This window comes from Kitasatospora sp. NPDC086791 (assembly GCF_040685975.1).
Classification (GTDB): domain Bacteria; phylum Actinomycetota; class Actinomycetes; order Streptomycetales; family Streptomycetaceae; genus Kitasatospora.
The window spans coordinates 84,833-108,156 of sequence record NZ_JBFBOC010000016.1; the positions used below are offsets into that span (position 1 = coordinate 84,833).

General features: G+C 73.6%; 26 protein-coding genes and 1 pseudogene. 2 read left to right on the forward strand and 25 right to left on the reverse strand.

Annotated elements, in window-relative coordinates; translation table 11 throughout:
- Window positions 1-32: 32 nt before the first annotated feature.
- On the forward strand, window positions 33-1,109 hold the full coding sequence (locus AB0Q99_RS21615) for an ABC transporter permease (RefSeq protein WP_363574121.1): 1,077 nt from the start codon (window positions 33-35) through the stop codon (window positions 1,107-1,109).
- Window positions 1,110-1,182: 73 nt separating this feature from the next.
- Window positions 1,183-1,866, forward strand: coding sequence for an ABC transporter ATP-binding protein (locus AB0Q99_RS21620; protein WP_363574123.1), 684 nt, complete (start codon window positions 1,183-1,185; stop codon window positions 1,864-1,866).
- On the opposite strand, the gene AB0Q99_RS21625 is transcribed toward AB0Q99_RS21620, so the two are convergent.
- The 25 genes and pseudogenes from AB0Q99_RS21625 to AB0Q99_RS21745 all read right to left on the reverse strand — a co-directional run bounded on the left by AB0Q99_RS21625 (window position 1,863) and on the right by AB0Q99_RS21745 (window position 23,297).
- The gene (locus tag AB0Q99_RS21625; RefSeq protein ID WP_363574223.1) at window positions 1,863-2,285 is read right to left on the reverse strand and encodes a Uma2 family endonuclease; all 423 of its coding nucleotides are present in this window, start codon (window positions 2,283-2,285) and stop codon (window positions 1,863-1,865) included. The genes AB0Q99_RS21620 and AB0Q99_RS21625 overlap by 4 nt on opposite strands.
- Window positions 2,285-2,407 (reverse strand): hypothetical protein, encoded by a 123-nt coding sequence (locus AB0Q99_RS21630; RefSeq protein WP_363574125.1) that lies wholly within the window; start codon window positions 2,405-2,407, stop codon window positions 2,285-2,287. Before AB0Q99_RS21630 ends, AB0Q99_RS21625 begins: the two co-directional genes overlap by 1 nt.
- A gap of 197 nt (window positions 2,408-2,604) precedes the next feature.
- Window positions 2,605-3,312 carry a GntR family transcriptional regulator gene (locus AB0Q99_RS21635; RefSeq protein WP_363574127.1) on the reverse strand — a complete coding sequence of 236 codons (708 nt, stop codon included), beginning with the start codon at window positions 3,310-3,312 and terminating at the stop codon, window positions 2,605-2,607.
- A gap of 387 nt (window positions 3,313-3,699) precedes the next feature.
- Window positions 3,700-4,596: an ornithine cyclodeaminase family protein gene (locus AB0Q99_RS21640; protein WP_363574225.1), complete on the reverse strand. Its 897-nt coding sequence runs from the start codon at window positions 4,594-4,596 to the stop codon at window positions 3,700-3,702.
- Between the two features lie 47 nt (window positions 4,597-4,643).
- Entirely contained in the window at window positions 4,644-5,672 is a 1,029-nt protein-coding gene (locus AB0Q99_RS21645) for a proline racemase family protein (RefSeq protein WP_363574128.1), read from the reverse strand.
- Window positions 5,672-7,045 (reverse strand): aldehyde dehydrogenase family protein, encoded by a 1,374-nt coding sequence (locus tag AB0Q99_RS21650; RefSeq protein ID WP_363574226.1) that lies wholly within the window; start codon window positions 7,043-7,045, stop codon window positions 5,672-5,674. Before AB0Q99_RS21650 ends, AB0Q99_RS21645 begins: the two co-directional genes overlap by 1 nt.
- 97 nt (window positions 7,046-7,142) lie before the next feature.
- Window positions 7,143-8,147 (reverse strand): proline racemase family protein, encoded by a 1,005-nt coding sequence (locus AB0Q99_RS21655; protein ID WP_363574130.1) that lies wholly within the window; start codon window positions 8,145-8,147, stop codon window positions 7,143-7,145.
- Window positions 8,148-8,248: 101 nt separating this feature from the next.
- Window positions 8,249-9,157 (reverse strand): dihydrodipicolinate synthase family protein, encoded by a 909-nt coding sequence (locus AB0Q99_RS21660; protein WP_363574132.1) that lies wholly within the window; start codon window positions 9,155-9,157, stop codon window positions 8,249-8,251.
- 84 nt (window positions 9,158-9,241) lie between these two features.
- Window positions 9,242-10,627, reverse strand: a complete 1,386-nt coding sequence (locus AB0Q99_RS21665) for an NAD(P)/FAD-dependent oxidoreductase (protein ID WP_363574227.1) — start codon at window positions 10,625-10,627, stop codon at window positions 9,242-9,244.
- Window positions 10,628-10,694: 67 nt separating this feature from the next.
- Window positions 10,695-11,048, reverse strand: coding sequence for a (2Fe-2S)-binding protein (locus tag AB0Q99_RS21670; protein WP_363574133.1), 354 nt, complete (start codon window positions 11,046-11,048; stop codon window positions 10,695-10,697).
- A gap of 46 nt (window positions 11,049-11,094) precedes the next feature.
- Window positions 11,095-12,255, reverse strand: coding sequence for an FAD-binding oxidoreductase (locus AB0Q99_RS21675; protein ID WP_363574135.1), 1,161 nt, complete (start codon window positions 12,253-12,255; stop codon window positions 11,095-11,097).
- A 154-nt stretch (window positions 12,256-12,409) separates the two neighbouring features.
- A complete protein-coding gene (gene tatC / locus AB0Q99_RS21680; protein ID WP_363574137.1) occupies window positions 12,410-13,354 on the reverse strand; it encodes a twin-arginine translocase subunit TatC in 945 nt (314 codons plus the stop codon).
- 76 nt (window positions 13,355-13,430) lie between these two features.
- Window positions 13,431-13,748, reverse strand: a complete 318-nt coding sequence (gene tatA, locus AB0Q99_RS21685) for a Sec-independent protein translocase subunit TatA (RefSeq protein WP_363574139.1) — start codon at window positions 13,746-13,748, stop codon at window positions 13,431-13,433.
- Window positions 13,749-13,943: 195 nt separating this feature from the next.
- A complete protein-coding gene (locus AB0Q99_RS21690; protein ID WP_363574141.1) occupies window positions 13,944-14,123 on the reverse strand; it encodes a hypothetical protein in 180 nt (59 codons plus the stop codon).
- 45 nt (window positions 14,124-14,168) lie between these two features.
- The gene (locus tag AB0Q99_RS21695) at window positions 14,169-14,399 is read right to left on the reverse strand and encodes a hypothetical protein (protein ID WP_363574142.1); all 231 of its coding nucleotides are present in this window, start codon (window positions 14,397-14,399) and stop codon (window positions 14,169-14,171) included.
- 3 nt (window positions 14,400-14,402) lie between these two features.
- A complete protein-coding gene (locus AB0Q99_RS21700; RefSeq protein ID WP_316520336.1) occupies window positions 14,403-15,359 on the reverse strand; it encodes a WYL domain-containing protein in 957 nt (318 codons plus the stop codon).
- Window positions 15,356-16,336 (reverse strand): WYL domain-containing protein, encoded by a 981-nt coding sequence (locus AB0Q99_RS21705; RefSeq protein WP_363574144.1) that lies wholly within the window; start codon window positions 16,334-16,336, stop codon window positions 15,356-15,358. The genes AB0Q99_RS21700 and AB0Q99_RS21705 overlap by 4 nt, the downstream gene beginning before the upstream one ends.
- 268 nt (window positions 16,337-16,604) lie before the next feature.
- Window positions 16,605-16,988 carry an FKBP-type peptidyl-prolyl cis-trans isomerase gene (locus AB0Q99_RS21710; RefSeq protein ID WP_363574146.1) on the reverse strand — a complete coding sequence of 128 codons (384 nt, stop codon included), beginning with the start codon at window positions 16,986-16,988 and terminating at the stop codon, window positions 16,605-16,607.
- A gap of 176 nt (window positions 16,989-17,164) precedes the next feature.
- The gene (locus AB0Q99_RS21715) at window positions 17,165-18,478 is read right to left on the reverse strand and encodes an FKBP-type peptidyl-prolyl cis-trans isomerase (protein ID WP_363574148.1); all 1,314 of its coding nucleotides are present in this window, start codon (window positions 18,476-18,478) and stop codon (window positions 17,165-17,167) included.
- Between the two features lie 203 nt (window positions 18,479-18,681).
- Window positions 18,682-19,671 (reverse strand): FKBP-type peptidyl-prolyl cis-trans isomerase, encoded by a 990-nt coding sequence (locus tag AB0Q99_RS21720; protein ID WP_363574150.1) that lies wholly within the window; start codon window positions 19,669-19,671, stop codon window positions 18,682-18,684.
- Between the two features lie 134 nt (window positions 19,672-19,805).
- Window positions 19,806-21,167 (reverse strand): Pup--protein ligase, encoded by a 1,362-nt coding sequence (pafA, locus tag AB0Q99_RS21725; RefSeq protein ID WP_363574152.1) that lies wholly within the window; start codon window positions 21,165-21,167, stop codon window positions 19,806-19,808.
- Window positions 21,168-21,287: 120 nt separating this feature from the next.
- Window positions 21,288-22,043 (reverse strand): proteasome subunit alpha, encoded by a 756-nt coding sequence (gene prcA / locus AB0Q99_RS21730; protein ID WP_363574154.1) that lies wholly within the window; start codon window positions 22,041-22,043, stop codon window positions 21,288-21,290.
- Window positions 22,044-22,074: 31 nt separating this feature from the next.
- A complete protein-coding gene (gene prcB / locus AB0Q99_RS21735) occupies window positions 22,075-22,872 on the reverse strand; it encodes a proteasome subunit beta (protein WP_363574229.1) in 798 nt (265 codons plus the stop codon).
- Window positions 22,869-22,946 (reverse strand): annotated as a pseudogene (locus tag AB0Q99_RS21740) (recombination endonuclease VII); the annotation flags it as partial. The pseudogene AB0Q99_RS21740 and the gene prcB, both read right to left, overlap by 4 nt.
- 132 nt (window positions 22,947-23,078) lie before the next feature.
- Entirely contained in the window at window positions 23,079-23,297 is a 219-nt protein-coding gene (locus AB0Q99_RS21745; RefSeq protein WP_031069167.1) for a ubiquitin-like protein Pup, read from the reverse strand.
- Between the last annotated feature and the right edge of the window lie 27 nt (window positions 23,298-23,324).

Consider the following 23,324-nt stretch of genomic DNA (forward strand, 5'->3'; position numbering starts at 1 on the left):
GTCGGAAACCAACTGTGCAGAGGAAGGCCACCGTGTTCGTCGCCTGGAGGGACCTGAGGTTCGCCAAGGGGCGGTTCGCCCTGATGGGAACCGTCATCGTGCTGATCACCGTACTGGTCGGCCTGTTGTCCGGGCTGACCGCCGGACTCGGCCGGCAGAACATCTCCGCCATCACCGGCCTGTCCGCCGACCACCTGGTCTTCGGCAAGCCCGCCGACGGGCAGAAGCTGTCCTTCACCGACTCCCAGGTCACCCCCGAGCAGTGGCAGGCCTGGGCCCGCGAGCCCGGGGTCACCTCCGCCCAGCCGCTCGGCATCACCACCACCAAGGCCGCCGCCGGGCAGCGCACCGCCGCGCTCTCCGCCTTCGGCGTCCCGGACGGCTCCGGACTGGCCCCGCAGGGCGCCCGGATCGCCCCCGGCCAGGCGGTGCTGTCGAAGACCGCCGCCGCGAACCTGGGCGGCCTCGCCCCCGGCGCCGAGTTCGCCCTGGCCGGGCACCCGCTGCGGGTCGCGGCCGTCGACGGGGACGCCGCGTACAGCCACACCCCGGTGGTCTGGACCAGCCTCACCGACTGGCAGCAGTTCGCCCCCGGCGGCGCCGGCCACGCCACCGTCATCGCGCTCACCACGGCGAAGGGCGCCGACCTGGCCGCCGCCGACGCCCGGCACGGCACGGAGAGCCACACCCGCGACGACGCCCTCGCCGCGATCGGCTCCTACACCTCCGAGAACGGCTCCCTCCAGCTGATGCGCGGCTTCCTGTTCGCCATCTCGGCGCTGGTGATCGGCGCGTTCTTCACCGTCTGGACGATCCAGCGCAGCGGCGACGTCGCCGTCCTCAAGGCCCTCGGCGCCTCCACCCGCTACCTGCTGCGCGACGCGCTCGGCCAGGCCGTCCTGCTGCTGGTGCTCGGCACGGCCGTCGGCACCGCGATCGCGCTCGGCGCCGGCGCGCTGATCGGCTCCGCGGTGCCCTTCGTCCTGGACGCGCCGACCCTCCTGCTGCCCGCCGCCGTCATGATCGCCCTCGGTGCGGTCGGCGCGGCCCTGTCCATCCGCCGGATCACCTCCGTCGACCCGCTGACCGCGCTGGGCAGCGCCCGGTGAACGAGCGGACCGAACCGACCACCAGAAGGCGCGCGGGGGCGACTGCCCCCGCCGAGCGAAGGGAGGCGGGCGCATGAGCCTGACCCTCGACCACATCACCCTGACCTACCCGGACGGCGACAGCCGGCTCACCGCACTCGACGACGTCTCGCTGACCGTCCCCAAGGGCTCGATCACCGCCGTCGTCGGCCCGTCCGGCTCCGGCAAGTCCAGCCTGCTCGCGGTGGCCGCCACCCTGATCGCCCCGGACTCCGGGCAGGTCGTCATCGACGGCACCGACACCGCGGGCCTCAGCCGGGCGGACCTCAGCGCGCTGCGCCGCACCCGGATCGGCATCGTCTTCCAGCAGGCCAACCTGCTGCCCTCGCTCACCGCCGCCGAACAGCTCCAGGTGATGGCCCACCTCGACGGGCGCTCCCCGCGCGAGGCCCTTCCCCGCGCCCTGGACCTCCTGGACGCCGTCGGCCTCCGCGAGCAGGCGGGCCGCCGCCCGCACCAGCTCTCCGGCGGCCAGCGCCAGCGGGTCAACATCGCGCGGGCCCTGATGAACGACCCCACGGTGCTCCTGGTGGACGAGCCCACCAGCGCCCTCGACCACGAACGCGGCGCCGCCGTCCTGGACCTGATCACCGAACTCACCCACCGCCGGGCGACGGCGACGGTCCTGGTCACCCACGACCGCACCCACCTGACGGCCGTCGACCAGATCGCCGAGGTCCACGACGGAAAGCTGACCCTCCCGGCGGCGGTCGGCTAGGAGAGCAGGTCGTCCACGCCCAGGGCCACCGACACCCCGATCGACTCCGGCAGGGTGAACACCCGCCCCGGACCGTGGACGACCTCCTTCCGGTACTCGCCGTCCTCGGGCTCGGTCAGCACCACCACCCGCCGACCGGCCCGGTCCACGATGACGTACACCGGCACCCCGGCCATCGCGTACGCGGCGGGCTTCCTGGTGAGGTCACTGCACAGCGCAGCCGAGGTCACCTCCGGCACCAGCCGGAAGACCGCCGGGTCGTAGCAGTTGTACGTGACCATGCGGTCGTGGAACTCACCATCCACGACCGACAGGTCCGGCATCGCGAAGTCATCCGGCCCGGTGGGCAGCCAGATCGCGAGCCGCTGGACGGGCCAAGGATCCCGGTCGACCATCCCGGCCCGGAAGCACGCGACCATCACGTCCGTGAGGATTTCGGCGTGACGCCGTCCGGCAACGGCTCGACGGACACCTCACCACCCAGCACCTCCACCCGGTGCTTGGGGAAGCGCTCGAAAAGAACCTCGGCCATGCCGAGCACGGAGTACGGCACTACTTCTCGGCAGTCCGTACGTCGTCCAGTACGTCGTCGACCAAGGGCGTCTCGAAGGGCTCTTCCACTGCTGCGGCGGACATGGAATTCCTCCTGACTGCCGATGTCGAGACCATCATGGTGGAGGACCGGGCGTCCCCCGACACCCGGTCCTCCACATTCACCCCAACGGGTGGTTTGGCTCCCTACCGAGCCCGCAGGCGCAGCGTCGGGCGCTCCGGCTCGGCCTCGTCCTGGCCGGCCCAGAGCGACCGCACGTGGCTGAGGTGCCGCGTCATGCAGGCCTCGGCCGCCGCCGCGTCGCCGGCGATCATCAGGTCCAGCAGCTCCAGGTGCTCCTCCGCCGACGAGACCAGCTCGCCGCGCTCGTCGAGCCGGTTCAGCCCGTACAGCCGCGAGCGCTTGCGCAGGTCGCCCACGACGTCGACCAGCCGGGCGTTGCCGGCCAGGCCGAGCAGGTCGAGGTGGAACTGCCGGTCGGCCTCCAGGTAGCCGATCAGGTCGTGCTTGCGCGCCGCCGCGACGATCGCCTCGGCCTGCGGGCGCAGCCGCTCCAGCTGCTCCTCGGTGGCGCTGCGGGTGACCCGGCCGACCGTCGGGACCTCGATCAGGGCCCGGATCTCGGTGTAGTCGTCGAGGTCGCGCTCGGTGAGCTCGGTGACCCGGAAGCCCTTGTTGCGGACGGCTTCGACCAGGCCCTCGCGGGCGAGGTCGAGCATGGCCTCGCGGACGGGGGTGGCGGAGACGCCGAAGTCGGCGGCGAGGGCGGGGGCGGAGTAGACCACGCCGGGGCGGAGCTCGCCGGAGATCAGGGCCGCCCGGAGCGCGTGGGCGACCTGGTCGCGAAGCCGCTCCTGGACGGAGATCAGGGTGCGGGGTTTGAGGTCGGCCATGGTGTTCCTCCGGGTGGGTGCAGAACACCAGCGTACAATGTCACGTTGCGTTGCGTGCGCAACTGTCCGTGATTCGAGCGGCCCGCCAGGACGGTCGGACCCGCCGGGCCCGTCGACGCTCATGGTGGCAGCGGCCGTCGGCCATGACAACGACCGGCGGGACACGATCTGCCACCGGACGGCACCAGCGGCCACCGGACGACAGGGAACGACACGGAACGACACGGAACGGCACCGGGAACGCGAAGGAGCCGGCCCGGCGGGGGATCCCTTCCCTCCGGGCCGACTCCGGCTCTGGCTCCGACTCCGGCTCCGGCTCCGACTCCGGCTCGCCGACCGCACTGCCACACCGGGCCGTCGGACCGTCCGCAGCGCTGACCGGGCCCGCTACGCCGGCGCGGCGCGCCCCGCCCGGTACACCTCCGCCGCGACCGCCAGGTCCTCCCAGGCCATCCCGACGCTCTTGAAGAACCGCGGCCGCCCCGCCGGCACCGGCGCCTCGCCGCGCACCAGCTCGGCCAGGTTCCACAGCCGCCGCCCGGCCACGCCCGCCATCAGCAGGTCCCCGGCCTCCCGGCCCGCGACCGAGCGGGCCTCCACGTACAGCTCGGCGCGACCGACCAGCGCCTGGTCCACCTCCCGGGCGTCCGGCTCGTGCGAGCCGACGGCCGCCACCGCCGCGTGCCCGGGCACCAGCCCGCCGTCGAACAGCGGCGTGCGCGCGGTGGTGCAGCAGACCACCAGGTCCGCCTCCGCGACGGCCTCCGGCCCCGCGACCGCGGCCGTCAGCCCGAGCCGCCGCCCGTACCCGGCCAGCGCCGCGGCCCGCTCGGCGTGGCGCGCGACCACGGTGAGCCGGGTCAGCGGCCGGACGGCCAGCAGCGCGTCCAGGTGCCCGTACGCCTGCGGCCCGGAGCCGAACAGCACGAGGTGCGCCGCCTCCGGCACCGCGAGCCGCCGGAGGGCGGCGGCGGTGACGGCCGGTGTGCGCAGCGCGGTGAGCGCGGCGCCGTCCAGCAGCGCGAGCGGCTGCAGGGTGGGTCCGTCGAGCAGCAGGTAGCTGCCGGTGATCCGGGGCAGTCCGTGCTCCGGATTGGCCGGCGCGACCCCGGCGATCTTCACGCCCGCGTACGGCCCGGCGGCGGCCGGCATCAGCAGCAGCTCGCCGGCCGGCACCGGCACCGCCGACCGGGCGGGTGCCGCCTCCGGGTCGAACCCGTCCAGCAGCACCCGCTCGATCGCCCCCACCGCCCCGGCGGGCCCGACTCCGCCGGTGCCCGGCACGGCGTACTGGAGCGGCACAACGGCCGCGCCGGGCGGTTCGGTCGGTCTCACAGGAGGAACCCCGTCCCCAGTTCGTCGCCCGGCTGCAGGACGAAGCCGTGCTCGCCGGTGCGGTGGGCCGTCCCGCCGACCTCGGTGACGACGCCCTCGCCGAGCGGGTCACCGCCCGGGAGCGCCCGGCCGGTGAACACCGTGCCGATGACGGACTCGTGCCGCAGCGCCTCCCCCGGCGCCAGCCGGCCCTCCGCGGCGAGGACCGCGAGCCGGGCGGAGGTACCGGAGCCGCAGGGCGAGCGGTCGATCTGCCCGTCCGCGAAGACGGTGACGTTCCGCTGGTTCAACCCGCCGTCCGCGGAGGGGAGTTCGTCGTACAGGATCACTCCGTAGACCCCGGACAGCCGGGGGTCGGTCGGGTGCGCCACCGCGTCCGCGTCGGCCAGCGCCGCCCTGATCTCCCGCCCCACGGCGGTGAGTTCGGGCAGCAGCGACGGCTCCACGGCGAGCCCGAGGGTCGCGGCCGGCACCGACACGTAGCAGGCGCCGGAGTGCGCCACCGCGACCTCCACCGTGCCGCGCGAGGTCCGCACCGGCAGCTTCAGCGCGCTCACCCGGGTGGGCACGTTGCGGAAGGTGACACCGGTGGTGCGCCCGCCGGCCCGGTGGACCAGCGCGGTGACCCGGCCGGAGGGCACGTCGATCCGCACCCGGGCCACGCCGTCCTCGGGGGCGGCGACCAGCCCGGACTCCACCGCCCAGGCACCGAGCGCGATGGTGCCGTGCCCGCAGGCGGTCGAGTAGCCGTCCTTGTGCCAGAACAGCACGCCCAGGTGGGCCTCGTCGTCGTCCGGCGGCACCAGGAACCCGCCGTACATCCCGGCGTGTCCACGCGGCTCGCGGGTGAGCAGCCGCCGGACCTCGTCCAGCGCGCCGGGCCGGGGAGCGGTGGCGCTGCCGCCCGCACCGAGCGCGATGGCCCGGCGTTCGGCGACGGTGTCGCCGGGGATGGCCGGCGTGCCGTCCAGCACGATCCGGAACGGCTCGCCGGCGGTGTGGTAGTCGACGGTGCGGACGAACATCAGGCACCTCCGCCCGGCAGTACGCTGACCGTCCGGCTGACGGTGTAGAAGTCCAGGGCCGCCTGGCCCTGTTCACGTTCGCCGTGGCTCGCGCCCTTGGCGCCGCCGAAGGGCAGGTGGAAGTCGACGCCGCTGGAGGGGGCGTTGACCCGGATCATGCCCGCGTCCAGCCGGTCGGCGGCGGCCAGCGCCACGTCCAGGCTACGGGTGTGCACCGAGGTGGAGAGGCTGTGCGGGGTGTCGTTGGCGAGCGCGATCGCCTCGTCCAGGTCGGCGGCGGCGTGCAGCACGGCGATCGGTCCGAAGAACTCCTCGCGGGCCAGCGGGTGTTCGGCCGGCACGTCGGCGAGCAGGGTCGGCTCGACGTACCAGCCGGCCCGCTCGGGCACCGCACCGCCGGTGAGCACGTTCGCCCCGGCCGCCACGGCCGAGTCGACGGCGGCCGTCAACCGGTCCCTGGCACCGGAGTTGACCAGCGGCCCGCACACCGAGTCGTCGACCGCCGCCAGCGCCTTGACCAGCGCCTCGCGCAGCGGCTCGAACGCGGCGCCGACCGCGATCACCCGGCTGGTGGCGGTGCACTTCTGCCCGGCGTACCCGGCGACGGCGGCCGCGATGTGGCCGGCGGCCTGCGCGATGTCGGCGTCCGGAAGCACCAACGCGGCGTTCAGTCCGCCGAGTTCGGCCTGAACCGGCACCCCGCGCTCGGTCGCGGCGCGCACCACGGCCCGGCCGACGCCGGTCGAGCCGGTGAAGGAGAGCACGTCCGCCGCGTCGACCAGCGCCGCGCCCTCCGCCGCCCCGCCGGGCAGCACCGTGAACACGTCCTCGGGCAGCCCCGCCGCGCGGGTCAGCTCCGCCAGTCGCAGCGCGCACGCCGTCGCCTCGGGCGCCGGCTTGAGCACCGCCGTGTTGCCCACCGCCAGCGCCGGGGCGGCCTTCCAACTCGGGATCGCCAACGGGAAGTTCCACGGCGCGATCAGCCCGGCCACCCCGTACGGGCGGCGCCGGGTGAGCAGCAGCCCGGGCCCGGCGGCGGGCTCGTGCACCGCCCCGGAGGCCGCGTACGGCGCCTGCGCGTAGTAGCGCCAGATCGCCGCGGTGCGGGCGACCTCGCCGCGCGCCTCGGCGAGCGGCTTGCCGACCTCGCGCACGATCAGCGCGGTCAGCTCCTCCGCGTGCGCCTCGACGGCGTCGGCGATCCGGCCGAGCGCCGCCGAGCGGGCGCCCGCGCCGGCCGCGAGCCAGCCGGCCTGCGCGGTCCGGGCCCGCCCGACGGCGGCCCGCACGGCGTCGGCGCCGGGCTCCTCGACGGCGACCACGAGGTCGTCCGGGTCGGCGGGGTTGTACGAGGTGATGGTCACGACTGGCAGCCCTTCAGGGGAGGTCCGGAGCGGGCCCGGCTTGCGTTCGGGGCGAGCCCGGCTTGCGTTCGGAGCGAACCCGGCTTGCGTTCGGAGCGGGCCCGGCCTACAGCAGGAACCCCGCCGGGAACGGGTCGCTCGGGTCGAGGAAGTACTGGGCGGTGCCGGTGATCCAGGCCCGCCCGGTGACGGTCGGCACCACGGCGGGCCGCCCGGCCACCTCGGCCCCCTCGACCAGCCGCCCGGTGAAGGTCGTACCGATGAAGGAGTCGTTGCGGAAGTCCTGCCCGAGCGGCAGTTCCCCGCGCGCGTGCAGCTGCGCCATCCGCGCCGAGGTGCCGGTGCCGCAGGGCGAGCGGTCGAACCAGCCGGGGTGGATGGCCATCGCGTGCCGGGAGTGCTCGGCGGTGGAGCCGGGGGCGAGCAGCTGCACGTGGTGGCAGCTGTGGATGGACGGGTCCTCCGGGTGCACCGGCCGGTCGGGGCCCGCGTTGATCGCGTCCATCATCGCGAGGCCGGCGTCCAGGATCTCCTGCTTGCGCTCGCGCTCGAAGGGCAGCCCGAACTCGGCGAGCGGCAGGATGGCGTAGAAGTTGCCGCCGTACGCGAGGTCGTAGGTCACCGTGCCGTAGCCGGGCACCTCGATCTTGCGGTCCAGCGCGACGGAGTAGGAGGCGACGTTGCGGATGGTGACCGCCGTGGCGGCGCCGTCCTCCACCCGCACCTCGGCGACCACCAGTCCGGCCGGGGTGTCCAGCCGTACGGTGGTGACCGGCTCGACCACCGGCACCATCCCGGTCTCGACCAGGACGGTGGCGACGCCGATGGTGCCGTGCCCGCACATCGGCAGCAGTCCGGAGACCTCGATGTACAGCACGCCGAAGTCGGCGTCCGGCCGGGTGGGCGGCTGCAGGATGGCGCCGCTCATCGCCGCGTGGCCGCGCGGCTCGTACATCAGCAGGGTGCGGAAGTGGTCCAGGTGCTCCTGGAAGTGCACCCGGCGCTCGGCCATGGTGGCGCCGGGGATGACGCCGAAGCCGCCGGTGATCACCCGGGTCGGCATGCCCTCGGTGTGCGAGTCGACGGCGTGGAACACGTGACGGCTGCGCATGGGTCACAACTCCCGTACAGGTTCGGATGGTCGATGGACGTTCAGGGATCCGGCGCCGGGCCGGCTGCCGCCGCAGCCGACCGGGAGGCGGAGCGGTGGTCCTACGCGAGGCCCTCGGCCAGCGCCTTCTCGGTGGCCGCGCGCACGGCCGCCTCGACCTCCGCGGTGAGCGGCCGGCGCGGAGCCCGGACCGGACCGCCGGGGCGCCCGGCGATGTCCATGGAGAGCTTGATGGCCTGGACGAACTCGGTCTTGGAGTCCCAGCGCAGCAGCGAGTGCAGCGACTTGTACAGCGGCAGCGCGGTCTCCAGCTCGTGCCGGACGGCGGCGTCGTAGAGCGCCACCGAGGCCTCCGGCAGCGCGTTCGGGTAGCCGGCGATCCAGCCGACCGCACCGGCCAGCGCCAGCTCCAGCAGCACGTCGTCCGCGCCGATCAGCAGGTCCAGCCCGGGGGCCAGCTCGGCGATCTCGTACGCCCGGCGGACGTCCCCGCTGAACTCCTTGACCGCGACGATCGAGCCCTCGCCGTGCAGCTGGGCGAGCAGCGCGGGGACGAGGTCGACCTTGGTGTCGATCGGGTTGTTGTACGCCACGACGGGCAGTCCGGCCTTGGCCACGTCGGCGTAGTGCGCCCGCACCGAGTCGTGGTCGGCCCGGTAGGCGTTCGGCGGCAGCAGGAGCACGGAGCCGGCGCCGGCCTCGGCGGCCTGCTCGGCCCAGCGGCGGGACTCGGCACTGCCGTACGCGGCCACGCCGGGCATCACCCGGGAGCCGTCGCCGGCCGCCTCGACGGCCACCTCGACGACGCGGGCGCGCTCCTCGGCGGTGAGCGTCTGGTACTCGCCCAGCGAGCCGTTGGGGACGACGCCGTCACAGCCGGACTCGATCAGCCAGCGGACGTGCTCGGCGTACGCGTCGTAGTCGACGGAGAGGTCCGGGCGCAGCGGGATCGTGGTGGCGACCATGATGCCGCGCCAGGGCCGGGCGGTGTCGTGTGGGGTGTTGGACACGGTGAGCTCCTTGGTGAGGTGTGACATTTTATTAGAGGAGATGGGCCGGAGACAAGAGTCCCCGGCCCGCGTGTTCGACGGACCTCAAGCCGTGTCGGCGTCCTCGCCGGACGACCCGGACGGACCGACCGCCAGCTGGGACAGCGGCACCGGGCAGGCCAGCGGCCGCCGGTCCGGCCCCGGCTCACCCGAGCCGGCCAGGCAGGCCACGGCCGGACCGCACATCCGCCCCTGGCACCAGCCCATCCCGGCCCGGGTGAGCAGCTTGACGGTGCGCGGATCGCCCGCGCCCAGCTCGTCCACGGCCTCCCGGATCGCCGCGACCGGCACCTCCTCGCACCGGCAGACGTCAGTGTCCGGACGCAGCCACCCGGTCCAGCCCGGCCCGGGCCGGTGGGCGGCGGCCATCAGCTCCGCGAAGGCCCGCAGCCGGGAGCGGCGGCGCAGCAGCGCGGCCCCCGGCAGCGCCCCGGTCACCGCGTGCGCGGCCAGCTCGCCCTCGGCGAGCGCGAGGTCGGCGCCGCCGACGCCGTTGGTCTCCCCCGCCGACCACAGGCCGGGCACGCTGGTGCGCAGCCTGGCGTCGACCGCCAGCGCGACCGCGCCGTCCGGCCCGGTCCGGGTGCGCGCGCCCAGCTCGGTGGCCAGGTCGATCTGCGGCAGCAGGCCGTGGCCGACGGCGAGCGCGTCGCAGGCGATCCGCCGCCCGGTGCCGGGCAGCGGGCGCCAGTCGGCGTCCAGCCGGGCCACCGTGACACCGGTGACGCGGTCCGTCCCGTGCGCCTCGACCACCGCGCTGCGCGGCCGCAGCCGGACGCCGTGCCGCAGCAGCGCGGCGCCGTGCCCGGCGCCCTCGACCAGCTTGCCGGGGACGCCCGCCAGCGCGCCGGGCCGCCGGGCGTACCCGAGGTAGGCGGTGGCCTCGACCACCGCGGGCACCTCGGCCCCGGCGGTGACCAGCGAGGACGCCGCCGCGAGCAGCAGCGGTCCGCTCCCGGCGACCACGATCCGCCGTCCGGGCAGCACCAGTCCGGCCTTGAGCATCGCCTGGGCGCCGCCCGCGGTCACCACCCCGGGCAGGGTCCAGCCGGGGAACGGCAGCTGCCGCTCGTACGCGCCGGTGGCGAGCAGCACCGACCGGGCTCGGACGGTGGCCCGGTCGGTGCTCCCGGGCCCGCAGGAGACGTGCACCGCGAAGCCGTCCGCGGAGCGCTCCAGCGCCCAGACCTGGTGCCCGCCCCGGAAGACGGCCCGCCCGGCCCGCTCGTGGGCGGCGAGCCGGTCGGCCAGACCGGTGTAGGCGGACCAGTGGTGGTGCAGCCGGTCCGGCCGGGCGGCGCCGAGGCCGGGCGCCGGGTGGCGGTAGTACTGCCCACCGGTCTGCTGCCCGCCGTCCAGCAGGACGCAGCGCAGCCCGAGGTCGGCGGCGGTGACGGCGGCGGCGAGCCCGGCCGGGCCGGCCCCGACCACGGCGAGGTCGACCGGCGAGGAGCCGGACTGCGAGGAACCGGACCGCGGGGAACCGAACGGCGAGGAGTCAGACGGCGAGGTCGGCACGGCCGTGGCCCTCCTGGGTGGTGACGGTGGTGCCGGGCTCGGCGGGGAGCAGGCAGGTGCGCTGGTTGGGGCGGCCGTTCACGGTGGCCAGGCAGTCGAAGCAGCTGCCGATCCCGCAGAACGCCCCGCGCGGCGCCCCGCCGACCCGGGTGGTGCGCCAGGCGAGCACGCCGTCGGCCCAGAGCGCGGCGGCGATGGACTGCCCGGGCAGCGCGCGGACCGGCCGCCCGTCGAACTCGATGTGGTGGGCGGGCCCGGGCTCGGCCTCGACCAGCCCGGCGGGGGTGCGGCGGCGGCGCATCGGCGGCGTCTCCAATCCAGGACGGAATCTCATGCGGAACGGCATCTCGTACGGAACGGCGGGCTGCGGCCCGGGTGCGTCAGGCGAGCGGGAACCGGTCCGCGCGGAACGGCGCGAGGTCCTGTTCCGGCCGCTTGCCGGTGAGCTGTTCGCTGATCAGCAGCCCGGTCGCCGGGGCCAGCCCGATGCCGGCGCCCTCGTGCCCGCAGGCGTGGTAGAGCCCGGGCGCCCTGGGGTCCTCGCCGATGGCCGGCAGGTGGTCCGGCAGGTACGGGCGGAAGCCCCGGTAGGCGCGCAGCACGGTGACGTCCGCGAGCACCGGGAAGAGCTCCGCGGCCTGGTCGGCCAGCCGCCGCAGCACCTCCTGGGAGAGCGTGCGGTCGTAGCCGACCCGCTCGCGGCTGGCGCCGATCAGCACCGGCCCGCCCGGGGTGCCCTCGACCACGGCGGAGGTCTCCAGCCCGGCCGAGCCGCTGGCCACGTTGGCCACGTAGTCGGCGGCGTAGACCTTGTGCCGGACGACCCTCGGCAGCGGCTCGGTGACCAGGACGAAGCCGCGGCGGGGCATCACCGGCAGGTGCACCCCGGCCAGGGCGGCCAGTTCGCCGCCCCAGGTGCCGGCGGCGTTGACCACGGCGGGCGCGGCCAGCCGGCGGCGGTCGGTCCGTACGCCGCGCACGGCGCCGTCCGGTCCCCGGTCGATGGCGGTCACGGTCTCCCCCGTGATCAGCTCGGCACCCCGCCGCCGGGCCGCGCGCAGCAGGTGGGCGGCGGCCAGGGCGGGCTGGACCTGGGCGTCCTGCGGGTAGTGGAAGCCGCCGGCCAGGCCGGGGGCGAGGTGCGGCTCCAGCTCCCGCAGCCGCTCGCCGGGCACCTCCTCGGCGAGCACCCCGACGGCGCGCTGCCCGGCCGCGAAGGCCCGCAGCGCCTCCTGCCCGGCGGCGGTGGAGGCGACCACCACGCCGCCCTTGGCCTCGTACTCGACGGCCTCGCCGAGGTCCTCGGCGAGGTCGCGCCAGAGCCGGGTGCTGAGCAGGGCGAGGTCGAGTTCGGGCCCGGGCTCCTTGTCGGAGACCAGCAGGTTGCCCTCACCGGCGCCGGTGGTGCCGCCGGCCACCGGCCCGCGGTCGACGACGGCGACGGTGAGCCCGGCGCGGGCCGCGTAGTAGGCGCAGGCGGCGCCGACCACGCCGGCGCCGACCACGACGACGTCCAGGGGAGGTCTCTGGGTCTTGAGCACGTCAGTAATATGTCACATGCCATCCACCCTGCCAAGACCGCCCCACCGAAACCCGAGGACGCGCCACCGGAACCCGAGGACGCCCCCCGACCAGCGGAAAGCCCCGGCCCGCCGCTCTCCGCGACGGACCGGGGCTCCCTCAGGGCTCACCGGCTCAGGTGATGTCGTCCATCTGCTCGTGGCGCGCGGCCGGCACCGGGGCGCTGGAGGCCACCGGGGCCGCCGAGGCCCCGACGGCCTCCGCGCCGGCCACCGGCTGCACGGACAGGTCGAGGTGCGAGGCCTCCTCGTCGCTCAGCCCGGCGTCGGGGTTGCGGCGCTCCTTGCGCCTGTCGTTGACGATCGCGATGCCCACCGCGAGGAAGTACAGCGCCCAGATCGGCGCTGCCAGCGTGAGCATGCTCACCGGATCGGCGCTCGGGGTGGCGAAGGCGGCGAAGACCGTGATGCCCATGACCATGCCGCGCCACCAGCCGAGCAGCCGCTTGCCGGTGACCATGCCGACCATGTTCATCATCACCAGCAGCAGCGGGAACTCGAAGGCCAGGCCGAAGACCAGCACCATCCGGGTGGCGATGTCGAGGTAGTCCTCGGGCGGCAGGATCGGCGTGGTCTTGTCCGGGGTGAACGAGATCAGCACGTCGACGGTGGTCGGCAGCACCAGGATGGCGCAGCCCACACCGGCCAGGAAGAGCGGCGCCCCGCACAGCATGAAGATGACGGCGTACTTCTTCTCGTGCCGGTGCAGACCGGGCGCCACGAAGGCCCAGACCTGGTAGAGCCAGATCGGCACGGTCGCGACCACACCGGCCGTCAGCGACACCTTGAGCATCCAGGTGAAACCGGCGGTCAGACCGATGTTGGAGACCTGGGCGCACTTGCCCTTGAACTGGCCGGCAGTCTCCGGTGTGCAGCGCGGCAGCGGCTCCAGCAGGAAGTTCTCGATCTGCCTGTGGTAGATCGCCGCCACGATGGTGATCACCACGATCGCCAGGACCGACTTGACCACGCGGTTGCGCAGTTCCCGCAGGTGGTCGGTGAGGGCCATCCGCCCCTCAGGATCCTTGGACGCCTTCGACGCCTTGGAGAGCTTGCTCAACCCCGGTCCTCAACTCGTGCGTCGAGGCCCGCCGGTCGACGGGCCTCCGTGGTCGCGTTCGTCACGTGCGCCGCACTCAGTGCGGGCGGTCGCCGTCGGCCGCGGACGGCCCGGCGGTGGGCTCGGCCACCGGACGGGCCGTGCCCGACGCTCCCGGAGCGGCCTGGATGGTCCTGGCCGCGGTCGTCGCCGGACCACCGTCGACCTGCGCCGCCGGGGGCGGCGTCGCGGCGTCGCCCTCCTCGGCGCCGTCCGAGCGCATCGCCCTGGCCTCGCTCTTCAGGATCCGCATCGACTTCCCGAGCGAACGCGCCAGATCGGGCAGCCGCTTCGCGCCGAACAGCAGGACGGCGAAAACCACGACCACCACGATCGCGGTCATCGAGATGCGCATGCGCGACCACCTTCAGTCTCGGCCGCCCGACGGGCCGTCCCCTGCGGATGGTAACCGCTGCGGATGACGCCACGACGACGGCCGCCCGAACAGGACAGCGGCTCCCGGCACACGGATTCAGGAGCCATCTGAGAGCGTAACCCGCCCCTGCCCGCACGCAGCAGCCCCCGTACGGCGGGGGCCGCGGGACGGACCCTAGACCCGGGCCGGCACCGCGTCCGCCAGCTCCTCCGCCGCCGCGGCCAGCGCCCGCGAGGCCGCGTCCACGCCCTTGGCGAGCGCCCGCACGTCCAGCCAGAGCCGGATCGCGAGGACCCCGAGGACCAGCAGGCCCGCGGTGGCGAGCAGGACGGCGGCGACGAGCATCCAGGACATGCGCCCCACCCTATACGGGCCCACCTGCGGCTCCGGCCGGGTGCGCTACCCCTCGGCCGGGACGAGCCGCATGGTGCGGACTCCGGCCCCGGTGAGCGCCTCGACGATCTTCTCCCCGGCCGGCTTGCGCACCGCCGCGCCGCACAGCGGGCAGCCGAAGCTGTAGTTCGCCTGGGCCGGGGTGCGGCCGAGGGTCAGCCGGAACTCCTCGGCCGGGAGCTCCACCTTCTCCCGGCACTCCGAGCAGTACACCTTGAATCTGGTCCCGGGTTCCACCGCTCAGACCTGCCCCTCCCCGTAGGCGGCGAGTGCCTCCCGCGCGGCCGAGCGCGCCTGCTCGGCCAGCTCGGGCGGCGAGACGATCCGGCCGTCCCGGCCCAGCCGCAGCGCCAGCGGGCGCAGCTGGGAGGGGTCGGCGCTGCGCAGGGTGATCCGCAGTCCGCCGTCCGGCAGTTCCTCGGCCCGGTCGTGGGTGTAGTACTCGGCCACCCAGCGCCCGCCGGAGGAGACCTCGACGACCACCTCGGGGTCGTCGGCCGCCGGGTTGACCAGCCCGCCGCTCAGGTCGCGCGGCTCGCGCCGGGGCGGGTCGGCCGGGACGTCCAGGACGCGGATCTCGGCGACCCGGTCGAGCCGGAACATCCGGTGGTCCTCGGAGGTGCGGCACCAGGCTTCGAGGTAGGTGTGGCCCTCGGTGAGCAGCCGGATCGGGTCGACCTCGCGCTCGGTCATCCCGCCGCGCCCGTGCGAGTAGTAGCGCAGCCAGAGCCGGCGGCCCTCGCTGAGCGCGCGGTCGATGTCGGCGAAGACGTGGCTCTCCGCCTCGAAGGTCACACCGACCCGGGCGCTGCCCTCGGCGCTCTCCCCGGCCGCGTTCTCGATCTTGGCGACGGCCCGGGTGAGCGCCTCGCGGTCCCCGGCCCGCAGCCCGGGCAGCCCGGCCACCGCGCGGGCGGCCACCAGCAGCGCGGTCGCCTCGTCGGCGGCCAGCCGCAGCGGCTGGGCCACGTCGTCGACGTTGTGCCACCAGATCCGCTCGCCGTCGGTGTCGATGTCGAGCAGGTCGCCGCCGCGGAAGCTGGTGCCGCACATCGGCAGCACGTTGAGGTCCCCGATCAGCTCGCGCTCGCTGATCCCGAAGGCCCGGGCCACCTCGGCGACCTCGGCCCCCGGCCGTTCGCGCAGATAGGTGACCAGCGACAGCATCCGTCGCGTCTGGTCGATCGCATTGCTCATGCCCGCACGCCTTCCACATCCAGCCCCGCGACCGCCCGCAGCCGGTCGACCACATCCGCCCGCAGCTCCTCCGGCCCGAGCACCAGCACGTCCGGCCCGAACTCCGCCAGGTCGGCGCCCAGCCCGTTGCCGTAGGGGATCTCCAGCTCGTCCCAGGCCTCGTCGACCCGGGTGCCGGCCAGCGCCTTGGTGCGCAGCGGGAAGCCGGCGTCCCGGCGGACCCGGACGGTCGCGGTGGCGGTGGCACCCTCCCCCGCGAACTTCGCCACGGTCGCCCGGACGTCCACGTGCTCGGGCACGGTGCCCAGGAAGGCTCCGTTCCTGGCCCGCACCTTGCCGGTGATCCGGCTGAGCCGGAACACCCGGGCGTCGCCGCGGTCGCGGTCGTACCCGGCCAGGTACCAGTGGCCGCGCCAGCACTCCAGCGCCCACGGCTCGACGCTGCGCTGCTCGACGGCGGCGGCGCCGGCCTTGCGGTACTCGAAGGTGACCGGACGGCGGTCCCGGGCGGCGGTGAGCAGCGGCTCGAACGCGGCCTCCCGGGCGGGGATGCGCGGCTCCAGGGCGGTCCGGCCCTCGGCCTCGGCGAACGGCACCCCGGCCGCGCGCAGCTTCTGCAGCGCGCCGCTGGCCGCGCCGGACATCTTGGCCTGCTGCCAGACCCGGGCCGCCAGGGTCAGCGCGGCCGCCTCCTCGGCGTCCAGCGCGATCTCGGGCAGCCGGTTGCGGTCGGCGCGGGCCAGGTAGCCGAGCTCGCCGTCCAGGGTGCTCTCGTCGACGTCGATCACCAGGCCGAGCTCGCGCAGGTCGTCCTTGTCCCGCTCGAACATCCGGTTGAAGGCGTCCTCGCTGCTGGCCTGCCAGGCCTCGCGGTACGCCTCGATGGATTCCCGCAGCTCCTTCTTGGAGAGCGGACGTCTGGTGTTCATCAGGCACAGGGCGAGATTCATCAGCCGCTCTGCCTTGGCGATCGCCATCGCTGACCCTTCCGGTGTGCCGCGCCGCGCGCGGGGTGCGCCAACCGGGCGATCACCACCCGGCGGGACCGACCGTACCGGTAGCGGTACGCGCTGCAAAAGCCGCGCCCCGCGCCCGGCCCCCGAGCGCTCCCGAGCCCGGTCCCCAGGCCGGTCCGAGCCCGACCCCGGAGCCGTCCCTTGCCTGGTCCCCGCGTCGCGCCCACCGGCCCCGGACACGCCCGTGGGCCGGGCCCCCGGAGGGGTCCGGCCCACGGCGCGAGCGGGCTCAGACGGCCAGCAGGTCGACCACGAAGATCAGGGTCGAGCCCGGCGGGATGGCCGGGGTCGGCGACTGGTTGCCGTACGCCAGGTGCGACGGGATGGTCAGCTCGCGGCGGCCGCCGACCTTCATGCCGACGACGCCCTGGTCCCAGCCCTTGATGACGCGGCCGCCACCGAGCGGGAAGCGGAACTCGTTCGGGCTCCGGTTCCAGCTGGCGTCGAACTCCTCGCCGGTCTCGAAGGTCACGCCGACGTAGCGGACGCTGACGTTCTGGCCCTTCTTGGCCTCCGCGCCCTCGCCCACGACGATGTCGCGGATCTGCAGCTCCGCCGGGGCGTCGCCGATCGGGAAGTCGATCTCGGGCTTCTCGTTGAGGTTGACGCTCACAGTCCCTCTTCTCAGGTTTCGCGTTGCATTCACGACCAAGCGGCGGACGCCCGCACCGCAGGTCCGCCCGGACGACGTACGGGCGGACCACGGTACAGGCGCCCGCCGCCCGTCCGGGTCCGGCCACGCGGCCGGACCCGAAGGTCACACGCACACCATTGTCACCCGAAAGTGGATCAGCCCTGACCGGCGTCGAGGATGTCCACCACGAAGACCAGCGTCGCGCCGGGCGGGATGTCGCCCTGGCCCTTGTCGCCGTAGCCCAGCGCGGCCGGGATCACCAGCTCGACCCGGCTGCCCACGGTCTGGCCCTCCAGGCCCTGGTCCCAGCCCTGGATGACCTGGCCGCCGCCGACCGGGAAGGTGAACGCCTGGCCCTTGCTGAGCGAGGAGTCGAACACCTTGCCGTCCTTGAACAGCGCGCCGGTGTACTGGACGACGACCTTCTCGCCCTTCTCCACCTTCGGCCCGGTGCCCTTGATCAGGACGTGGGACTTCAGCTCGGTCGGGTCCTTGGCGCCGGCCACCGGGGTGATCTCGGCCGGCTTCTTGCCGTTGTCCTTGACCTGCGGGAAGTCCGCCGGCGGCGGGGTGACCGTGCCACTGACCACCGCGTCGGGCGCGTTGGCGTTGCGGATGTCGATCACGAAGATCAGGTCGTCCTTCGCCCCGATCGACATGTCGGCCTTGCCCTGCGAGCCGAACGCGGCGGCCGGCGGGGCCACCACCAGCAGCCGGCTGCCGGCCTTCTTCCCGATCACGGCCTGGTCCAGCGCCGGGATCAGCGAGTCCGTGCCGGCCTGGAAGATCTGCGGCTTGCCGTTGGCGTCGTACGAGCTCGGGATGTCCTTGCCGGTGTTCCAGTCCTTGGCGGTGTAGTCCACCGAGGTCCAGGAGTTCTTGTCCACCTTGGCGCCGGAGCCCTCGGAGAGCACCTTGACCACGAAGGAACCGTCGGACGGCTCGCCCGGTACCTGGATCTCGGCCTTCTTGCCGAAGTCACCGGCGACGGTCGGCAGCACCTTGGCGCTGTCCTTGATCGGCGGCACCGGCTCGGCGCTCGGCTTGGGCGGCGCGGTCTTGGCCGCGTCCGGCTTGGCCGCGTTGGTGTCCTTGTCGCCGTCCTTGTTCACCAGGTAGAGCGTCACGGCACTGCCGGCCAGCAGCAGGGCCAGCACCGTGCCGAGGATCACGCCGAGCCGGCCGACCCCCGGCGGGTTCTCGTCGTACCCGGCCTCGGAGGTGTCGGCCCGGCGCACGGTGGAGGCGAAGATCTGCGGGGTGTCGTCGGTGGTCGTCCCGCCCGAGGCACGCGGCGTCTCACCGGGCTGCGCCCAGCCGGCCTGCTGCTTCAGGATCGACGGCGGAACGACGATCGACTCGCCGTCCCCCGGAAGCGGGCCGCCGGGACGGGAGGCGGCCGGGTCACCCGCAGGGCTGTCGTTCGCCGCGGTGCCGGCCCCGCCCGGGCTCGGCGTCTTCTCAGTCATGACTCCCCATCCATCTCGCCACAGGTCTTCCAGGTCTGCGCCCGGCGTGCTGAGCGCCGGCCTGCCGTCGCACCGCCCGCCCCGGACCTTGGCGCCGGGCGGCGCCTGCCACAGCGCGAGGGCAGTATGACAGCTCAGGATGAGGGCGGACGCTTCGTTGTACGAGCGTCCGCCCAAGCGTACGGAATCCCCCGGGTGACTTCCTAGACCGCTTCCAGGATGTCGATCACGAAGACCAGCGTCGAGTTCGCCGGGACGGCGCCCTGCGCCTTGTCCTGGTAGCCGAGCGCGGGCGGCACCACGAGCATCACCCGGCTGCCGACGGTCTGCCCGACCAGGCCCTTGTCCCAGCCCTCGATCACGCTGCCGGTGCCGATCTGCACCGCCTGCGCACCGCCGTGCGTCCAGGAGGAGTCGAACTGCTGGCCGTTGCTCCACAGCACCCCGGTGTACTGCACCACCAGGGTCTGCCCGCTCTTGACCGGCTTGCCCTCGCCCTTGATCAGCACCGCCTGCTGCAGGTCGGTGGGCGCGGGCTGCCCGGCCGGGATGGTGATCGTCACCGGCGCCTTGCCGTTGTCCTTGACCTGCGGCAGGGTCGCGGGCGGCTGGGTCATGGTCCCGCTCAGCGTGGAGTCCTGCGGCAGGCTCTCCATGATGTCCAGCACGAACACCACGGTGTCGTTCTTGTTGACGCCCAGCTGGGTGGAGCCCTGCTCGCCGAAGGCCGCCGCCGGCGGCGCCACCACCAGCAGCCGGCTGCCCACCTTCTTGCCGATCACGCTCTGGTCCAGCGCCGGCACCAGCTGCCCGCTGCCCGCCTGGTAGAGCTGCGGCTTGCCGTTGGGGTCGTACGAACTGGGCAGGTCCTTGCCGGTGGTCCAGTCCTTCGCGGTGTAGTTGACCGTCACCCAGTCACCCTTGTTGACGGTCGCCCGATCGCCCTCGCTGACCGTGTTCACCACGAACTGCCCGCTGGGCTGCTGGCCCTCGGGGATCGTGATGGTGGCCTTGCTGCCGTACCCGCCACCCGAAAGAGTGGGCATCGGCGACGCCTCGGAGACCGGCGCCGGCACCGTCGGGGCGGCGCTCGCCGGGGACGGTGTCGCCGGACCGGCCGCCTTGGGGGAACTGCTGCAGGCGACCGCCAGCAGCAGCGGCAGGGTGAGAAGCAAACCGGCGGTGCGGCGCACGGTGGTCCTAACTGTCGGTCGAAGTCGGCTCTCCCGACTCGACGGACAGCGTATGCCCGGCACGCGTCCGGCCCCGGTAGACACCACCGGGGCCGGACGCCGCCGTGAGCACGGCGGCTCGATCGCGATCCGGGCTACATCCCGGCGATGAGCTTCTCCACCCGCTCGTCCACCGAGCGGAACGGGTCCTTGCACAGCACCGTGCGCTGCGCCTGGTCGTTCAGCTTCAGGTGCACCCAGTCCACCGTGAAGTCCCGGCGCTGCTCCTGGGCCCGGCGGATGAAGTCCCCGCGCAGCCGGGCCCGGGTGGTCTGCGGCGGGATCGACTTGGCCTCGAAGGTCTTGAGGTCGGTGGTCACCCGCTGCGCCTGGCCCTTGCCCTGGAGCAGGTAGAACAGGCCGCGGCGGCGGTGGATGTCGTGGTACGCGAGGTCGATCTGGGCCACCCGCGGGTTGGACATGCTCATCTGGTGCTTCTCGCGGTAGCGCTCGATGAGCTTGTACTTCATGATCCAGTCGATCTCGGTGGCCACCCCGTCCAGCCGCTCGGTGCGGACGGCCTCCAGGGTGCGGCCCCACAGGTCGAGGACCCGGGCGATCGTGCCGGTGTTGATGCCCTTGCGGTCGGCGAACTCCAGCGCCTTGCCGTAGTACTCCTCCTGGATGTCCAGCGCGCTGGCCTCGCGGCCGTTGGCGAGCCGCACCTGGTGGGTGCCGGTGAGGTCGTGGCTGACCTCGCGGATCGCCCGGATCGGGTTCTCCAGGGTCAGGTCGCGCATCACCACGCCGGCCTCGATCAGCCGCAGCACCAGGTCGGTGGCGCCGACCTTGAGCAGCGTCGTGGTCTCGGACATGTTGGAGTCGCCGACGATCACGTGCAGCCGGCGGTAGCGCTCGGCGTCCGCGTGCGGCTCGTCCCGGGTGTTGATGATCGGCCGCGAGCGGGTGGTGGCGGAGCTGACGCCCTCCCAGATGTGCTCGGCCCGCTGGCTGACGCAGTAGACCGCGCCGCGCGGGGTCTGCAGCACCTTGCCCGCGCCGCAGATCAGCTGGCGGGTGACCAGGAAGGGGATCAGCACGTCGGCCAGCCGGGAGAACTCGCCGTGCCGGGCCACCAGGTAGTTCTCGTGGCAGCCGTAGGAGTTCCCGGCGGAGTCGGTGTTGTTCTTGAAGAGGTAGACGTCCCCCGCGATGCCCTCCTCGTGCAGCCGCCGCTCGGCGTCCACCAGGAGACCTTCGAGGATGCGTTCGCCCGCCTTGTCGTGCGTCACCAGCTCGACCACGTCGTCGCACTCGGGGGTGGCGTACTCGGGGTGGGAGCCGACGTCGAGGTAGAGCCGGGCGCCGTTGCGCAGGAAGACGTTACTGCTGCGGCCCCAGGAGACGACCCGGCGGAACAGGTACCGCGCGACCTCGTCCGGCGACAGCCGTCGCTGCCCGCGGAACGTGCAGGTCACGCCGTACTCGTTCTCCAGCCCGAAAATCCGGCGGTCCATGAGCACTCCATTCTGGTCGGAGCTGTCCGAAACCGCCTCCACGACGACTGGGCCGCCGCAGGGGCACCGGAGCCCCGTACGACGGCGGTCCGGCCGCCGTACGGGACTCCGCAGGCACTGCTACTCCGGCGCGGTGTCCGCCGGGTGGTCCTCGTCGTCCGCCTCGGCGGACTGGTCCCCGTCGAGCAGCCGGGCGAGCTGGTTGCCCAGGATCCGCTTGAACTTGCGCTGCTGGAACCGCTGGCGGTCGAGGACCGCGACCTCCAGCTGCTCCGGGGTGAGGCTGCGCGGGCTGCCGCCGTTGGGGTCGCGGGCGAGCGCGTCGACCGCGACCTTCACCGCCTCGGTGAGGCCCAGACCGACGCGGTGGCGCTGGCCCAGGTAGTTGCCGATCGAGTCGGCGTTGCCGCCGACCACCACGTAGTTCTTCTCGTCGACGACCGAGCCGTCCGGCGTGAGCCGGTAGATCTGGTCGTTGTCGCGGGTGCGGCCGACCTCGGCCACGATCAGCTCGACCTCGTACGGCTTCTCCCCGACCGAGGAGAAGATGGTGCCCAGGGTCTGGGCGTACACGTTGGCCAGGCCCCGGGCGGTGACGTCCGCCCGGTCGTAGGAGTAGCCGCGCAGGTCGGCGTAGCGGACGCCGCCGATGCGCAGGTTCTCGAACTCGTTGTAGCGGCCGACCGCCGCGAAGGCGATCTTGTCGTAGATCTCGGAGACCTTGTGGAGCGCCCTGGAGGTGTTCTCCGCGACGAAGACGATGCCGTCGGCGTAGGTGAGCACGACCACGCTGCGGCCGCGCGCGATGCCCTTGCGGGCGTACTCCGCGCGGTCCGCCATGGCCTGCTGGGGCGAGACGTAGAACGGTGTCGACACCGGCGGTCGTCCCTTTCCTGTGAGGTGATGGCTAGATCAGCGGGGCCTGCGGGCCGTTGGGGTGGTTCAGGCGCTCGTCGGTGATGGCCACGGCGGTCTCGGCGACCTCCGCGTCGGTGAGCCGGCGGAAGCCGTCCTCGGTGATCAGCGAGACGATCGGGAAGATCTTGCGGGCGAGGTCCGGGCCGCCGGTGGCGGAGTCGTCGTCCGCCGCGTCGTAGAGCGCCTGGACGACCAGGGTGACGGCCTGTTCGGCCGTCAGGTCGTCGCGGTAGAGCTTCTTCATCGAGCCGCGGGCGAAGACCGAGCCCGAGCCGGTGGCGGCGAAGCCGCGCTCCTCGGAACGCCCGCCGGTGACGTCGTAGTTGAAGATCCGGCCGCGGCCGAGGCCGAGGTCGTAGCCGGCGAACATCGGCACCACCGCCAGCCCCTGCATCGCCATGCCCAGGTTGCCCCGGATCATGCTGGTGAGGCGGTTCGCCTTGCCCTCCAGGGAGAGCGTGGTGCCCTCGATCTTCTCGTAGTGCTCCAGCTCCAGCTGGAACAGCCGGACCATCTCGACCGCGAGACCGGCGGTGCCGGCGATGCCGACCGCGCTGTACTCGTCGGCCGGGAAGACCTTCTCGATGTCGCGCTGGGCGATCACGTTGCCCATCGTCGCCCGGCGGTCACCGGCGATCACCACGCCGCCGTCGAAGACCGCGGCCACGATCGTGGTCCCGTGCGGCGCCTCGACGACGGAGCCCTCGGGGAGCCCGCGGTGGCCGGGGATCAGCTCCGGCCGGTGCTCGGCGAGGAAGTCGAGGAACGAGGACGACCCCGGGGTCAGGAAGGCAGCCGGTAGACGCCCGGTGCCACGAGTGTTGGCTTCCACACGATTCCTTCCAGGTAGCTTGAAGCGCGCGCTGCCCGCACCCTACCCGCCCGACGATCACTGCCGGAGCGTGGCCGGGAGGTGCCGGGCGGCCGGGCGGCCAGCGCCGCCCGACCGCCCTCGACGGTCGCGACCGTGAATTGCCGTTGACCGGGAACGGGCTATTGCCCGCCCTTTTGGACAAAGCCCCTCACGAAATCCTCCGCATTCGACTCGAGGACTTCGTCGATTTCGTCCAGCACCGCGTCGACGTCGTCGCTCAGCTTTTCCTGGCGCTCCTTGAGGTCGTCGGAATTCTGCGTTTCCGCGGCCTGCTCCTCGACCTCCTCGGAGGAGCGGTTTGCCCGCTGCTGGCCGCCGCCGGTGTCCTTGCTCGCCATTTCCCTCACCCCGCTCGAATCGTCTGG

What these genes read in the sequence shown, in the direction of transcription:
- AB0Q99_RS21620 (WP_363574123.1), top strand. Translation starts at nt 1,183, where the DNA reads ATGAGCCTGACCCTCGACCACATCACCCTGACCTACCCGGACGGCGAC.
- AB0Q99_RS21625 (WP_363574223.1), bottom strand. Translation starts at nt 2,285, where the DNA reads ATGGTCGCGTGCTTCCGGGCCGGGATGGTCGACCGGGATCCTTGGCCC.
- AB0Q99_RS21635 (WP_363574127.1), bottom strand. Translation starts at nt 3,312, where the DNA reads ATGGCCGACCTCAAACCCCGCACCCTGATCTCCGTCCAGGAGCGGCTT.
- AB0Q99_RS21645 (WP_363574128.1), bottom strand. Translation starts at nt 5,672, where the DNA reads ATGTTCGTCCGCACCGTCGACTACCACACCGCCGGCGAGCCGTTCCGG.
- AB0Q99_RS21655 (WP_363574130.1), bottom strand. Translation starts at nt 8,147, where the DNA reads ATGCGCAGCCGTCACGTGTTCCACGCCGTCGACTCGCACACCGAGGGC.
- AB0Q99_RS21670 (WP_363574133.1), bottom strand. Translation starts at nt 11,048, where the DNA reads ATGAGATTCCGTCCTGGATTGGAGACGCCGCCGATGCGCCGCCGCCGC.
- tatA (WP_363574139.1), bottom strand. Translation starts at nt 13,748, where the DNA reads ATGCGCATCTCGATGACCGCGATCGTGGTGGTCGTGGTTTTCGCCGTC.
- AB0Q99_RS21690 (WP_363574141.1), bottom strand. Translation starts at nt 14,123, where the DNA reads ATGTCCTGGATGCTCGTCGCCGCCGTCCTGCTCGCCACCGCGGGCCTG.
- AB0Q99_RS21700 (WP_316520336.1), bottom strand. Translation starts at nt 15,359, where the DNA reads ATGAGCAATGCGATCGACCAGACGCGACGGATGCTGTCGCTGGTCACC.
- AB0Q99_RS21705 (WP_363574144.1), bottom strand. Translation starts at nt 16,336, where the DNA reads ATGGCGATCGCCAAGGCAGAGCGGCTGATGAATCTCGCCCTGTGCCTG.
- AB0Q99_RS21715 (WP_363574148.1), bottom strand. Translation starts at nt 18,478, where the DNA reads ATGACTGAGAAGACGCCGAGCCCGGGCGGGGCCGGCACCGCGGCGAAC.
- pafA (WP_363574152.1), bottom strand. Translation starts at nt 21,167, where the DNA reads ATGGACCGCCGGATTTTCGGGCTGGAGAACGAGTACGGCGTGACCTGC.
- AB0Q99_RS21745 (WP_031069167.1), bottom strand. Translation starts at nt 23,297, where the DNA reads ATGGCGAGCAAGGACACCGGCGGCGGCCAGCAGCGGGCAAACCGCTCC.